The sequence below is a fragment of the Streptomyces sp. KLMMK genome, assembly GCF_036961605.1.
Taxonomy (GTDB): domain Bacteria; phylum Actinomycetota; class Actinomycetes; order Streptomycetales; family Streptomycetaceae; genus Streptomyces; species Streptomyces telluris.
On sequence record NZ_JBAMDC010000183.1, the window covers coordinates 1 to 13,079 of the forward strand.

Below are 13,079 nucleotides of genomic sequence, written 5' to 3' on the forward strand. Positions count from 1 at the left end.
GGCGGTCTTCTTGGCGGTGGTCTTGCGCGCGGTGGTGGTCTTGCGCGTCGTGGCCTTGGTCGCCGTGGCCTTCTTGGCGGGCGCGGTCTTCTTCGCGGCGGCCTTCTTGGCGGTGGCCGTGGTGGCCTTCTTCGCCGGGGCGGCCTTCTTGGCGACGGTCTTCTTGGCGGCGGCGGCCGTGGTGGCCTTCTTCGCCGTCGTCTTCTTCGCCGTCGTCTTCTTGGCGGCGGCCGTCGTGGCCTTCTTCGCCGTGGTGGTCTTCTTCGCGGCGGCCTTCTTGGCGGTGGCCGTGGTGGCCTTCTTCGCCGTGGCCTTCTTGGCGGTGGCCTTCTTGGCCGCGGCCTTGGCGGTGACCTTGCCGCCCGAAAGGCTGCCCTTGGGCGCCTTCTTGACGGCGACCTCGCCACCCTTCGGCAGCTTCTTCGAGCCGCTCACCAGGTCCTTGAAGCCCTGACCCGCGCGGAAGCGCGGCACCGAGGTCTTCTTGACCCGCACGCGCTCACCCGTCTGCGGGTTGCGGGCGTAACGGGCCGGACGGTCGACCTTCTCGAACGAACCGAAGCCGGTGACCGAGACCCGGTCACCCGCGACGACTGCACGGACGATCGCGTCGAGCACCGCGTCGACGGCGTCTGCGGCCTGCTGACGGCCGCCGAGCTTGTCGGCAATCGCTTCAACGAGCTGCGCCTTGTTCACGTCTTCCCCTTCGGAGACATTGCTGGAACGAATGCGCTCCAGCCTTTTCGCACGTTAGGCAGATATATACCGCAAATCAAACACGAAACGGTCTAATCACCCTTGTGCCGCAACGAACTCGACCATCACGGAGTTCCGTCACGGTCGGGCTCTTCGGGGAAACGGCCCTCGTCGAGGTCGTTCATCAGCCGGTCCAGACGCATTGCGGCGCCTGAGAGATCGTGCTTCGCCGCGGCCGTGATGGCCAGCAGCTTCCGGGACAGCGCCATCCGTACGCCCTCCGGGACTTGCAGTGCGCGCACCCGGGAGTGCGCTTCCTTGAGTCGGTCCGCGACGAGCCGGTATAGCTCGAGTTGGCTGTCGCGTTCCATGCACCGATTGTGCCATCTGAGGCGAGTTGTCGCTTCACAGGGCCTCAACAGAGCGATGCGCCCCCTGTCCGAAGACAGGGGGCGCATCATGCCAAACCCTTGGTGAGCAGCGAAAATCCGGGGTCCCCCGGACATCGCCCCGGGCGCCCGAAGAGGCGCGAAATCCGTGTCAGATCTGGGCCGTGGAGGGCTTGAAAGAGGGCCTTCCGGCCTCGAAAGCGGCGACGTCGGGCTCGTGCCGCAGGGTCAGGCCGATGTCGTCGAGCCCCTCCAGCAGGCGCCACCGGGCGTTCTCGTCAAGGTCGAAATCAGCCGTGATCGAGCCGGCCCGGACCTGGCGCGTCACGAGGTCGACGGTCACCTCGGCGGCCGGGTCGGCCTCGGTCAGCTCCCAGAGGGCGTCTACGGTCTCCTGCGGCAGGACGACGGTCAGCAGTCCGTTCTTGAGCGAGTTGCCACGGAAGATGTCGGCGAAACGCGAGGAGACGACCGCTTTGAACCCGTAGTTCTGCAGTGCCCAGACCGCGTGCTCACGGGAGGAGCCGGTGCCGAAGTCCGGACCGGCCACCAGGACGCTGGCCCCCCGGCGCTCGGGACGGTTCAGCACGAACTCGGGGTCCTTGCGCCAGGCCTCGAACAACCCGTCCTCGAAGCCGTCGCGGGTGACCTTCTTGAGCCAGTGCGCGGGGATGATCTGGTCGGTGTCGACGTTGCTGCGGCGCAGCGGGACGGCGCGGCCGGTGTGCGTGGTGAAAGCTTCCATGGCTGTTCAGGCCCCCAGGGGAGTGCGGACGTCGGACGCGCCGGCCGGGCCGGGCAGGTCGGCCGGGGAGGCCAGGCGGCCCACCACGGCGGTGGCGGCGGCCACCTGGGGCGAGACCAGGTGGGTGCGGCCGCCCTTGCCCTGCCTGCCCTCGAAGTTGCGGTTGGAGGTCGACGCGGACCTCTCGCCCGGCGCCAGTTGGTCGGGGTTCATGCCGAGGCACATCGAACAGCCCGCGTGGCGCCACTCGGCACCGGCCGCGGTGAAGACCTTGTCCAGCCCCTCGTCGACGGCCTGCAGGGCCACCCGGACGGAGCCGGGGACGACCAGCATGCGGATGCCGTCGGCGATCCGGCGGCCCTCCAGGACGGCCGCGGCGGAGCGCAGGTCCTCGATCCGGCCGTTGGTGCACGAGCCCACGAACACGGTGTCCACGCTGATGTCGCGCAGCGGCTGACCTGCCGTCAACCCCATGTATTCCAGGGCCTTTTCGGCGGCCAGGCGGTCGGAGGGGTCGGGGTAGGAGGCCGGGTCGGGAACGTGCGCCGACAGGGGTGCCCCCTGCCCCGGGTTGGTGCCCCAGGTGACGAACGGGGAGAGCTCGGAGGCGTCGATGACGACCTCGTGGTCGAAGACGGCGTCGTCGTCGGTGCGCAGGGTGCGCCAGTACGCGACGGCCTCGTCCCAGTCGGCCCCGCGGGGGGCGTGGGGCCGCCCTTCGAGGTAGGCGAACGTGGTCTCGTCGGGCGCGATCATGCCCGCCCGGGCACCCGCCTCGATGGACATGTTGCACACGGTCATACGGGCCTCCATCGAGAGCTGCTCGATGGCCGTGCCGCGGTACTCGATGACGTAGCCCTGGCCGCCGCCGGTGCCGATGCGGGCGATGACGGCGAGGATCAGGTCCTTGGCGGTGACGCCCCCGGGCAGCTCGCCGTCGACGGTCACCGCCATGGTGCGGAACGGGGCCAGCGGGAGCGTCTGGGTGGCGAGGACGTGCTCCACCTGGCTGGTGCCGATACCGAACGCCAGCGCGCCGAACGCGCCGTGGGTGGAGGTGTGGCTGTCGCCGCAGACCACGGTGGTGCCGGGCTGGGTCAGCCCCAGCTGCGGTCCCACCACGTGGACGACGCCCTGCTCCACGTCGCCCAGCGGGTGCAGCCGGACACCGAATTCGGCGCAGTTCTTGCGCAGCGTCTCCAGCTGGGTGCGCGAGACCGGGTCGGCGATGGGCTTGTCGATGTCGAGGGTCGGGGTGTTGTGGTCCTCGGTGGCGATGGTGAGGTCCAGGCGCCGCACGGGGCGCCCGGCCTTGCGGAGACCGTCGAAGGCCTGCGGGCTGGTGACCTCGTGCAGCAGGTGCAGGTCGATGTAGAGGAGGTCGGGCTCGCCCTCGGCGCGCCTGACGACATGGTCGTCCCAGACCTTCTCCGCGAGTGTGCGTCCCATCGCTGTCCCTCCGGCCGGCGTCCTCGCCGGTCACATTCGTGTGCCTGTGGGTGCTCTCCATCCAGGTTGGCGCTTCTCCGGGAAAATTGAACTTGCGTTTCACAGTGTGAGACGCAAGTATCGTTGCATGGACAACACCGGTAGCGCCTCGAGCGGCGTGGGAGTACTCGACAAGGCGGCTCTGGTGCTGAGCGCGCTGGAGTCCGGGCCGGCGACCCTGGCAGGGCTCGTCACGGCCACGGGCCTGGCGCGGCCGACGGCGCACCGGCTCGCGGTGGCCCTGGAGCACCACCGCATGGTGGCGCGGGACATGCAGGGCCGGTTCATCCTCGGACCGCGGCTGAGCGAGCTGGCGGCCGCGGCGGGCGAGGACCGGCTCCTGGCCACGGCGGGCCCCGTGCTCACCCACCTGCGGGACGTCACGGGCGAGAGCGCGCAGCTCTACCGCCGCCAGGGCGACATGCGCATCTGCGTGGCAGCGGCGGAGCGCCTGTCCGGCCTGCGGGACACGGTGCCGGTGGGCTCCACGCTGCCCATGAAGGCCGGCTCGGCCGCCCAGGTGCTGATGGCCTGGGAGGAGCCGGAGCGGCTGCACCGCGGTCTGCAGGGGGCCCGCTTCACGGCGACGGCGCTCTCGGGCGTGCGGCGCCGGGGCTGGGCCCAGTCGATCGGCGAGCGGGAGCCGGGCGTCGCCTCGGTCTCCGCCCCCGTGCGCGGGCCCTCCAACCGCGTGGTCGCCGCCGTCTCGGTCTCCGGACCGATCGAGCGCCTCACGCGCCACCCGGGCCGCATGCACGCCCAGGCGGTGCTGGACGCCGCGGTGCGCCTGACGGAGGCGCTGCGCCGCAACGGCTGAGCGGGCGAGGAGCGACAGGACGACGAAGCGGCGCACGGGGCCCTGGCCCCGTGCGCCGCTTCATGCGGTCCCCTAGGCGCTCGCGAACCGCTGCGCCGCGCGCTCCCCGCGGCGCGCCACCGGCTCCGTGCCGTAGGCCGCACCGAGCCCGTGCGCCGGCATGCCGACGTAGATCGACTCGTACGAACCTGCGGGCACCACGTACGTCTCGTGCCAGATGCCGACGCTTCCCTCGCTGCCCCGCGCACGGCGGTTGAACGCCGCCCACGCGGGGCGGTGCTCCTTGCTCTGGTCTGCGGCGTAGGCGAGCAGCTTCTCCCGTGATTCCCAGTACTGGACGATGGTCCGGTCCCCGAAGCCGCTCGCGAGCGGCCGGTAGCCGAGCAGGCCGCTGTCCGGGTCGCGTGCGAGCTCCTTGAGCATCCGCGGCATCGCGCTGAGGGTGGGCAGCCAGTGGCGCACCGCCCGCCACTTGTTGATCCGCATGCCGATCATGAAGACGACCACCTCCCCCTCGGCCGCGGCGGTGACCCGTCCCGGAATCGGTTGTGCACTCATGAGAGCTCCCCCAGTCGCTGTGACACCACATTGGATAGCACCACTATCCATGCTTGGATAGTGCCACTCCCCAATGAAGGGCGCAAGTGGCCATGCGACTGGCGGAACTGAGCGAACACAGCGGTGTGTCCACCGCGACGATCAAGTACTACTTGCGTGAGGGGCTGCTCCAGCCCGGCCGCAGGATCTCCGCCACCCAGGCCGAGTACGGCGACGAGCACGTGCGCCGGCTGCGCCTGGTGCGGGCCCTGATCCAGCTGGGCAAGATGCCCGTGGCCACCGCGCGCGAGGTGATCGCCGCCGCCGAGGACGACTCCCTGGGCCACCACTGGAGACTCGGCGCGGCCACGCGGGCGCTGTCGCAGGGCCGGGAGGTCCCCGCGGAGGACGATCCGGCGGCCGAGGCCGCGGGCCGCACCGTGAACGCGCTGCTGGAGCACCTGGGCTGGCGGCACGACCAGGAGGTCGCGGAGCACTCCCCCGCCTACCGCACGCTGGTCGCGGCCGTCGCCGCGCTGAGACGCCTCGGGTACCCGTGCGGCGTCGCCCAGCTGCTGCCGTACGGACGGCTCGCGGCCGAGCTGGCGGTCACCGACCTGGACCTGGTCGAGGAGGAGCCCACGCCGGCCGCCCGGATCGAGGCGGCCGTCGCGCTGACCGTCCTCTACGAGCCCGTGCTGCTGAGCCTGCGCCGCATGGCGCACTCCGAGGAGTCCGCCCGGCGCTTCACCGGCGGCGAAAAGCCCGTCTGAGGCGCAGGGCCCCGGCCGGCCCCGGCCCCACGCCCCCACGGGCCCCACGCCCGGCGCCCCATGCCCGGCCGCCCCACGCCGAGGGGCGCCCTGCGCCCGGCGCCCGGCAGCCCTGCACCCCTCACAGCCGTTCCGCGTCCCCCGGTCCCGCCATGCGCAGGGTCAGGACGGTCTCCGGCCCCCGGGTGCTCACTTCCACGAAGTCGGCGAGGCTGCGGGCGAGCCACAGGCCGTCCTCGGCCCCCTGCGCGTCGCCGGACGGTGCGGGCGGGCGGTACCCCGCGAACGGCGGCACCGCGGCGCCCTCGGGCCCCGTGCGCCGCAGCTCGTAGACCACGGCGCCCGGCTCCTCCCAGGACCGCAGCGTGAGACGGGCGCCCTCGGGGGCCAGGAGGTACGCGGCGGCCTCGTGCACGGCCAGCTCGGCGAGGGCGAGCCGGTTGCCGGTCAGGCCTGCGCCCGCGGCCCGTTCACGGCCGAGGCGGCGCAGCTCCGGGACGTCGGCCGTGGGCCCCGTGCCGCGCGCCGAGTGAGGCGCGCACGGTGCGGGGCCCTGCACCGCGGCCGCGTAGTCCGCGGGGTCCGCGTAGGCGTCGCAGGGCGTCTGCCGCTCGCCGTCCAGGCGCACGGGGTGGGTGGCCACGGCGGCTTCGGCCACGTCACCGGGGACGACACGGGTGTCGTACGGGCAGATCATCCACACCGGCAGATCCGCGAGGAGCACGTTGAGCCCGGACTCCATGCGCTTCCACTCGGCGGTCTGGCGGGCGGACCGGCCGCCCCACACCGGCTCGGCGATGATCCGCGTCCGCCGCCCGGGGCGGGCGCGGCGCCCGTGGTAGCGCAGGAACGCGGACACCCGCTCGACGGGGCGGCGCCCGAAGTAGGCGGTCTCGGCGGTGTCGAGGTGGTGGGCGCCCTCCCCCAGTGCCTCCCGGAGCAGCTCGATGTTGGCGGGCGTCGTGGCGGCGAGGACGGGCTCCCCGGCGGCGAATCCGTCCTCCACGAAGGGCACCGCCATCGCCAGGAACTCCGCGTCGGAGCCGTACAGGCAGGCGTGGTGGACGAACCCGGCCAGGCCGGCGCGGTCAGCAGCCATGCGCGGCCCCCAGCCGCAGGCCGGGCGTGGCGTCCCACCCGATGAGGGTGATGACCTGCAGCAGGTGGGGCGGCACCCCGGCCAGCTCCACGGTGCAGTGGCGGGCGGCACGGGCCCTGGCGAAGGTCATGAGCAGCCGCAGCCCCGCGAGGTCCAGGAACTCCACCCGGGACATCTCCAGGCACAGGTCGCCGCGGACGGAGGCCACCGACTGCAGGGCGTCCCTGAGGTGGCGGTGCGAGCCGGCGTCGACGACCCCTACGATGCGCAGGCCCGGCGGGCTGACGGTGGGGACGACGGTCAGTTCGGCCGTGCGGACGAGAGGATCCACTTCGACGCTCCTGGAATGGGCCGCTGCGAGGGCGTCCAGTGCGGCGGGCTCGCGGCGACGGATGTCCTGCTGACGCAACTCCGGCGCCCCGCCGGTGCCCGAACTCCGCGGCGGGCAGGGCTTCGTGGCGCGGCGGGGCCGGCAGCGGCCGCCGCGGGGATGGGCCATGAGGGGATTATCGGGCCGGGCCGGGGCGCATGGAAGGCCGCATGAAAAAATGCCCCCCGCCTATGCGGGAGGCATTCTCTCTGTGGTACCCCCGACCGGATTCGAACCGGCGCTACCGCCTTGAGAGGGCGGCGTGCTAGGCCGCTACACAACGGGGGCTTGCTTTTGTTTTGCTCGGCAGACCGAAAAAGCAATCTGCGCTGGGCTACCAGGACTCGAACCTAGACTAAATGAACCAGAATCACTCGTGCTGCCAATTACACCATAGCCCATGGTGGTTTTATAACCAGTACCCCCGACCGGATTCGAACCGGCGCTACCGCCTTGAGAGGGCGGCGTGCTAGGCCGCTACACAACGGGGGCCCTAGCGATCTCCTCCAGGTCCCCCTGAGTGGAAATCTGTACCCCCGACCGGATTCGAACCGGCGCTACCGCCTTGAGAGGGCGGCGTGCTAGGCCGCTACACAACGGGGGCTTGCACTTCGCTTTTTGCGCTTTCGCGCGCTTCCTACTTTATCAGTAGTTTTGCGAGAGAATTTCAGCGAAGAATTTCTCTTGCTGGGGTACCAGGACTCGAACCTAGACTAAGGGAACCAGAAACCCTCGTGCTGCCAATTACACCATACCCCACCGTAACTCCACCCCCACCAGGGGGGCTTGTCCGGCTTGCGCCCTCCGCTCCGGCCTCTCGGCCCTCTCGGGCGGCGCAGGAAGAACATTACCCGAAGGAGGACGGGGCGCCAAAATCGATAGAGACGCCCCGGACGGACACGACGGGGCCCGGCGGCCTCGGGAGAGGCTGCCGGGCCCCGTGAGGGCCGTGTGTCAGGCGGTGAGCTTCGCCAGGGCGGCGTCGACGCGGGCGAGCGTGCGCTCGCGTCCGAGGATCTCCAGGGACTCGAACAGCGGCAGGCCGACCGTGCGGCCGGTGACCGCGACCCGGACCGGGGCCTGGGCCTTGCCGAGCTTCAGCCCGTGCTCCTCGCCCGCCGCGACGACGGCGGCCTTGATGGCGTCGGCGTTCCACGCAGCGCCCTCAAGGTCTGCGAGCTTGGCGCGGGCCGTGCGCAGCAGGGCGTCCGAGCCCTCCTTCATCGCCTTGGCCCAGGACGCCTCGTCCTCGGCCGGCTCGTCGAGGAAGAGGAAGTCGACGTTGGCGGTGATGTCGGAGAGGACCGTGAGGCGGGTCTGGGCGTGCGGGGCGATGGCCTCCCACGCGGCCCGGTCGAAGGCCTCCGGCGCCCACGGGGCGTGCGGGGCCTGCAGCCAGGGCTCGCAGGCCTCGGCGAACGCCTTCACGTCCAGCCGGCGGATGTGGTCGGCGTTGATCGCCTCGGCCTTCTTGAGGTCGAAGCGGGCCGGGTTGGCGTTGACGTCCTTGATGTCGAACGCCGCGACCATCTCCTCCATCGAGAAGATGTCCTGGTCGGCGGAGAGCGACCAGCCGAGCAGCGACAGGTAGTTCAGCAGGCCCGCCGGGAGGAAGCCGCGCTCCCGGTAGAGGTTCAGGGAGGCCTGCGGGTCGCGCTTGGAGAGCTTCTTGTTGCCCTCGCCCATCACGTACGGCAGGTGGCCGAACTCGGGGACGCTCTTGGCGACGCCCAGCTCGATCAGCGCCTTGTACAGGGCGATCTGCCGCGGGGTGGAGGAGAGCAGGTCCTCGCCGCGCAGGACGTGGGTGATCTCCATCAGCGCGTCGTCGACCGGGTTGACGAGCGTGTACAGGGGCGCGCCGTTGGCCCGGACGATGCCGTAGTCCGGCACGTTCTCCGGGGTGAAGGTCAGCTCGCCGCGGACGATGTCCGTGAAGGTGATCGCCTCGTCGGGCATCCGGAAGCGGACGATGGAGGCGCGGCCCTCGGCCTCGTACGCCGTCTGCTGCTCGGGCGTGACGACGCGGCACTTGCCGTCGTAGCCGGAGGGGCGGCCGGCGGCGCGGGCGGCTTCGCGGCGCTCGTCGAGCTCCTCGGCGGTGCAGTAGCAGCGGTAGGCGTAGCCGCCTTCCAGGAGCTTCTGCGCGACGTCCTTGTAGATGTCCATGCGCTGCGACTGGCGGTACGGCGCGTGGGGGCCGCCGATCTCGGGGCCCTCGTCCCAGTCGAAGCCCAGCCAGCGCATCGAGTCGAGCAGCTGCTGGTACGACTCCTCCGAGTCGCGCGCCGCGTCGGTGTCCTCGATGCGGAAGACCAGGGTGCCGCCGTGGTGCCGGGCGAACGCCCAGTTGAACAGGGCGGTGCGGACCAGGCCCACGTGGGGGTTGCCGGTCGGCGAGGGACAGAAACGTACGCGGACGTTCGCGTTAGCCACGCTTGATCACCTTGTTGGTGAGAGTGCCGATGCCTTCGATGGTGACGGCGACCTCGTCGCCGACGTTCAGGGGTCCGACCCCGGCCGGGGTGCCGGTGAGGACGACGTCGCCGGGGAGCAGCGTCATCGCCTCGGTGATGTGGACGATCAGGTCCTCGATGGAGCGCACCATGTCGCTCGTGCGGCCCAGCTGGCGCTGTTCGCCGTTGACGGTGCACATGATCCCGAGGTCGGCCGGGTCGAGCTCGGTCTCGATCCAGGGGCCGAGCGGGCAGGAGGTGTCGAAGCCCTTCGCCCGGGCCCACTGCTTCTCGCGCTGCTGGGCGTCACGCGCGGTGACGTCATTGGCGCAGGTGTAGCCGAGGATGACGTCCTTCACGCGCTCGCGGGGGACCTCGCGGCACATGCGGCCGATGACCACGGCCAGCTCGGCCTCGTGGTGCAGCTCGCTGGAGAAGGAGGGGTACTCGATGGCGCCGCCCGGGCCGATCACCGAGGTGGAGGGCTTGAGGAAGGCCACGGGGACGTCGCCGACCTCGTTGCCCAGCTCCGCGGCGTGCTCGGCGTAGTTACGGCCGATGGCCACGACCTTGCTGGGCAGGACGGGCGGGAGCAGGCGGACCTTGTCCAGCGGGACCTTGGTCCCGGAGCGCTCGAAGTCGCCGTAGGGGATGCCCTTGATGATGTCGAGGACGGGGCCGCCTTCTGTGGCGGCATCCCCCTCCACGACGCCGTAGCCGACGTTGCCGTCGATGGAGAACCTGGCGATGCGCACGGGAAGCTTTTGCCCCTTATCTGATCCGGCCGGAGTCTGACACCCCAGGCTATCGCGGGGGCCGCCGGCCGCCCGTGCGCGACGGATCCGCGGGGCCGGGCCGGGCGGCCGGCCCCGTGGGAGCGGCGCTCAGTCCTGGGGGATGACGACGACGGGGGCCGTCATCAGCACCGTGCGGCGCGGGTTCGCGGTGACCTGCGGCAGCTCGGTGGCGTGGGCGACGGCCTCGGCGATCCGCAGGGAGGCGCTGTCGTCGAGGTGGACGAGCGTCGTACGGCGCGGGTTGGCGGTCTTCCGGTTCGCCTTCGGGGTCGCGTTCCGGGACGTCAGCTTCGTCGTGCTGGTCTTCACTTGCTGCCTCGCGGTGTCGTGGTGCGCTGGGTGCGCGGGGGTGTTCTCGCGGCCTGCGTAAAGGAACAGGCTAGGCGCGCCTATCCCCACGCGTCCGCGGGAGAAGTCCTGACTTGCTTGTGAGTTTGCTCACGAGAGCACTGAAAAATGCCGCATAGCGGGCGGCCTTCCGGCTTTCACGAAACGGACATTGCAGGGCTGAACCTGACGTTCCGCTCCTGATCATGGAATCTGGGACACCGGACGACTCTCCCCGCGGGCCTGCCGACTTGCCCGCCTATGCCCTTTATAAAGGCCCTGGTCCTCTACGCCCCGTGACGATTTCCGGCACTGAGCGTGATGCCGGTGCGGGTGCGGTGCACCGGCCTTGTTGGAGATCTGGCACTGTGCTGGAATTCCACGGACCGCCAGGGGGCAACCGCGGTCCCCCCACGACTCGACACCGTCCCGCCTCGACAGGCGGGGCGCCTGGTCCAGAGGTTGCGACGCTAGTGCAGGGACGTTTCAAGAGGGATGGCAGCGCTGCGGCGGAGCCGGAGCCGCGCGGTGCGAACGACCGCGGCACGCCCGCCGAAGGGCCGGCGGGCGACGGTTCCGCAGACCGCCAGCAGGCCACGTCAAAGGCGAAGGCCAAGACGAACAAGGCCAAGCTGCCCGGTGGGCCCGGCTCACGAATAGCCCTGCGCAACTGGCGCATCAGTACCCGCCTCGTATCCCTGCTGGCCCTGCCCGTCGTCGCCGCGACGACGCTGGGTGGCCTGCGCATCAACGACGCGCTCAACAACGTCGAGCAGCTCGACCACATGAAGCTCCTCACGGAGATGACCGGTCGCGCGACCCTGCTGGCCAACGCGCTCCAGGAGGAGCGCGACAAGTCCGCCGGCCCGCTGTCCAAGGGTCTGAACGACGACGACGCGGTCGCGGCGTCGCGGGAGAAGACCAACCAGGCCATCAACGCCTTCACCGGGGCCACCCAGGGCGTGAAGCCGACCGACCCGACGATGGTCGGTGTGCAGACCACCCTGGTCGACATCAGCCGGCAGCTGAAGAAGATCCAGGACGTCCGCAAGGACGCCTACCAGAACGAGCCCGAGTACATCGCGCGGACCGTCAACAACTACGACGGCCTGATCAACTCGCTGCTCTCCCTGTCCCAGGACATGGCCCAGGCGACCAGCAACGCCGAAATGATCACCAGCACGCGTGCGCTGGCGACGTTCTCCGCCGCCAAGGAGTACGCGTCGATCCAGCGCGCCGTGATCAGTGCGGCCCTCGCCAACAAGAAGGGCCCGTACCTCTCGGGCAACGACCAGCAGTACGGCCACGAGGCGTACGAGGCCGAGAACGAGGCCATCCGCCGCTTCATCGCCATCCGCGGCGGCGACTCCCAGCAGCTGCTGCAGGCGATCACCGGCGGCAACGCGGACATCACGGCCGCGAAGACCTACACCGACCGCGTCCTCAGCAAGCAGGACGGTCTCAAGAACGAGCCGAAGTCCTACAAGGACTGGTACGACCTGGCGTCGGTCAAGCTCGGCGAGATGTCCAAGATCGAGCAGACCCTGCTCTCCCAGATGGAGCAGAAGGCCCTCGAGCTGCGTGAGGACGCCCAGCAGGACGCGATCCTCAACGGTGTTCTGATCATCCTCGTTCTGGGTATCTCGCTCGTCGGCGCCTTCGTCGTGGCCCGCTCCATGGTGCGCTCGCTGCGCCGTCTGCAGGACACCGCCCAGAGGGTCGCCCAGGACCGCCTCCCCGAGCTCGTCAAGCAGCTGTCCGAGACCGACCCGCAGGACGTCGACACGTCCGTGGAGTCCGTCGGCGTGCACAGCCGCGACGAGATCGGCAAGGTGGCCGCGGCCTTCGACGACGTGCACCGCGAGGCCGTCCGCCTCGCCGCCGAGCAGGCCCTTCTGCGGGGCAACGTCAACGCGATGTTCACCAACCTCTCGCGCCGGAGCCAGGGCCTCATCCAGCGTCAGCTCTCGCTCATCTCCGAGCTCGAGAGCCGCGAGGCCGACCCGGACCAGCTGTCCTCGCTGTTCAAGCTCGACCACCTCGCGACCCGCATGCGCCGTAACGGCGAAAACCTCCTCGTCCTCGCGGGCGAGGAGCCGGGCCGCCGCTGGACCCGCCCCGTCCCGCTCGTCGACGTGCTCCGTGCCGCCGCGTCCGAGGTGGAGCAGTACGAGCGCATCGAGCTGAGCGGTGTGCCGCCGACCGAGGTCGCCGGCCGCGTCGTCAACGACCTCGTGCACCTCCTCGCCGAGCTGCTCGAGAACGCGACCTCGTTCTCCTCGCCGCAGACCAAGGTCAAGGTCACCGGTCACGCCCTGCCCGACGGGCGGGTGCTGGTCGAGATCCACGACACCGGCATCGGCCTCTCCCAGGAGGACCTGGCCGCGATCAACGAGCGGCTCGCCAGCCCGCCGACCGTGGACGTCTCGGTCTCGCGGCGCATGGGTCTGTTCGTGGTCGGCCGCCTGTCCCTGCGACACGGCATCCGCATCCAGCTCCGTCCGTCCGACTCGGGCGGTACGACCGCACTCGTCATGCTGCCGGTGGACGTCGCCCAGGGCGGCAAGAAGCCGATGCCCGGCGCC

General features: G+C 70.7%; 13 protein-coding genes and 5 tRNA genes. 3 read left to right on the forward strand and 15 right to left on the reverse strand.

Translation table 11 applies throughout. The features are described 5' to 3' along the window. The 4 genes from V7793_RS23050 to leuC form a co-directional block, all read right to left on the reverse strand. Positions 1–696: HU family DNA-binding protein (locus V7793_RS23050; RefSeq protein ID WP_336009442.1), on the reverse strand; the 696-nt coding region annotated here is incomplete at its 3' end. A gap of 125 nt (positions 697–821) precedes the next feature. Then, positions 822–1,067 (reverse strand): hypothetical protein, encoded by a 246-nt coding sequence (locus V7793_RS23055; RefSeq protein ID WP_058046443.1) that lies wholly within the window; start codon positions 1,065–1,067, stop codon positions 822–824. A 169-nt stretch (positions 1,068–1,236) separates the two neighbouring features. Beyond that, entirely contained in the window at positions 1,237–1,830 is a 594-nt protein-coding gene (leuD, locus tag V7793_RS23060; protein ID WP_336009444.1) for a 3-isopropylmalate dehydratase small subunit, read from the reverse strand. A 6-nt stretch (positions 1,831–1,836) separates the two neighbouring features. After that, positions 1,837–3,279 carry a 3-isopropylmalate dehydratase large subunit gene (gene leuC / locus V7793_RS23065; RefSeq protein ID WP_336009446.1) on the reverse strand — a complete coding sequence of 481 codons (1,443 nt, stop codon included), beginning with the start codon at positions 3,277–3,279 and terminating at the stop codon, positions 1,837–1,839. Positions 3,280–3,406: 127 nt separating this feature from the next. Between leuC and ndgR the strand changes: the two genes are divergently transcribed. Next, a complete protein-coding gene (gene ndgR, locus V7793_RS23070; RefSeq protein WP_058046440.1) occupies positions 3,407–4,135 on the forward strand; it encodes an IclR family transcriptional regulator NdgR in 729 nt (242 codons plus the stop codon). Between the two features lie 72 nt (positions 4,136–4,207). On the opposite strand, the gene V7793_RS23075 is transcribed toward ndgR, so the two are convergent. Continuing rightward, a complete protein-coding gene (locus V7793_RS23075) occupies positions 4,208–4,693 on the reverse strand; it encodes a DUF4188 domain-containing protein (RefSeq protein WP_336009449.1) in 486 nt (161 codons plus the stop codon). A gap of 92 nt (positions 4,694–4,785) precedes the next feature. Here V7793_RS23075 and V7793_RS23080 point away from each other — a divergent pair, with 92 nt between their 5' ends. Then, entirely contained in the window at positions 4,786–5,445 is a 660-nt protein-coding gene (locus tag V7793_RS23080) for a MerR family transcriptional regulator (RefSeq protein ID WP_336009456.1), read from the forward strand. 121 nt (positions 5,446–5,566) lie between these two features. Here the strand turns inward: V7793_RS23080 and V7793_RS23085 are convergent, their stop codons facing one another. From V7793_RS23085 to V7793_RS23130, 10 genes are all read right to left on the reverse strand, one after another. After that, positions 5,567–6,544 carry a sensor histidine kinase gene (locus V7793_RS23085; protein ID WP_336009451.1) on the reverse strand — a complete coding sequence of 326 codons (978 nt, stop codon included), beginning with the start codon at positions 6,542–6,544 and terminating at the stop codon, positions 5,567–5,569. Next, positions 6,534–7,043: an STAS domain-containing protein gene (locus tag V7793_RS23090; RefSeq protein WP_336009452.1), complete on the reverse strand. Its 510-nt coding sequence runs from the start codon at positions 7,041–7,043 to the stop codon at positions 6,534–6,536. The genes V7793_RS23085 and V7793_RS23090 overlap by 11 nt, the downstream gene beginning before the upstream one ends. A gap of 83 nt (positions 7,044–7,126) precedes the next feature. Then, a tRNA-Glu gene (locus V7793_RS23095) sits at positions 7,127–7,202 on the reverse strand. 41 nt (positions 7,203–7,243) lie between these two features. After that, positions 7,244–7,315 (reverse strand) — tRNA-Gln (locus V7793_RS23100). Positions 7,316–7,333: 18 nt separating this feature from the next. Then, positions 7,334–7,406, reverse strand: a tRNA-Glu gene (locus V7793_RS23105). 39 nt (positions 7,407–7,445) lie between these two features. After that, positions 7,446–7,518 (reverse strand) — tRNA-Glu (locus V7793_RS23110). A gap of 83 nt (positions 7,519–7,601) precedes the next feature. Further along, positions 7,602–7,673: transfer RNA gene (locus V7793_RS23115), tRNA-Gln, on the reverse strand. Positions 7,674–7,868: 195 nt separating this feature from the next. Continuing rightward, a complete protein-coding gene (gene gltX, locus V7793_RS23120) occupies positions 7,869–9,350 on the reverse strand; it encodes a glutamate--tRNA ligase (protein WP_336009453.1) in 1,482 nt (493 codons plus the stop codon). Beyond that, positions 9,343–10,125 (reverse strand): fumarylacetoacetate hydrolase family protein, encoded by a 783-nt coding sequence (locus V7793_RS23125; RefSeq protein ID WP_058046435.1) that lies wholly within the window; start codon positions 10,123–10,125, stop codon positions 9,343–9,345. Before V7793_RS23125 ends, gltX begins: the two co-directional genes overlap by 8 nt. A 129-nt stretch (positions 10,126–10,254) precedes the next feature. Further along, complete coding sequence (locus V7793_RS23130; RefSeq protein WP_372504614.1) at positions 10,255–10,476, reverse strand: hypothetical protein; 222 nt, start codon at positions 10,474–10,476, stop codon at positions 10,255–10,257. 491 nt (positions 10,477–10,967) lie between these two features. Here V7793_RS23130 and V7793_RS23135 point away from each other — a divergent pair. After that, on the forward strand, positions 10,968–13,079 hold a 2,112-nt coding region (locus V7793_RS23135), incomplete at its 3' end, for a sensor histidine kinase (RefSeq protein WP_336009454.1).

Coding starts and splice junctions, on each gene's coding strand:
- V7793_RS23055 (WP_058046443.1), bottom strand. CDS start 1,067: ATGGAACGCGACAGCCAACTCGAGCTATACCGGCTCGTCGCGGACCGA.
- leuD (WP_336009444.1), bottom strand. CDS start 1,830: ATGGAAGCTTTCACCACGCACACCGGCCGCGCCGTCCCGCTGCGCCGC.
- leuC (WP_336009446.1), bottom strand. CDS start 3,279: ATGGGACGCACACTCGCGGAGAAGGTCTGGGACGACCATGTCGTCAGG.
- ndgR (WP_058046440.1), top strand. CDS start 3,407: ATGGACAACACCGGTAGCGCCTCGAGCGGCGTGGGAGTACTCGACAAG.
- V7793_RS23075 (WP_336009449.1), bottom strand. CDS start 4,693: ATGAGTGCACAACCGATTCCGGGACGGGTCACCGCCGCGGCCGAGGGG.
- V7793_RS23080 (WP_336009456.1), top strand. CDS start 4,786: ATGCGACTGGCGGAACTGAGCGAACACAGCGGTGTGTCCACCGCGACG.
- V7793_RS23085 (WP_336009451.1), bottom strand. CDS start 6,544: ATGGCTGCTGACCGCGCCGGCCTGGCCGGGTTCGTCCACCACGCCTGC.
- V7793_RS23090 (WP_336009452.1), bottom strand. CDS start 7,043: ATGGCCCATCCCCGCGGCGGCCGCTGCCGGCCCCGCCGCGCCACGAAG.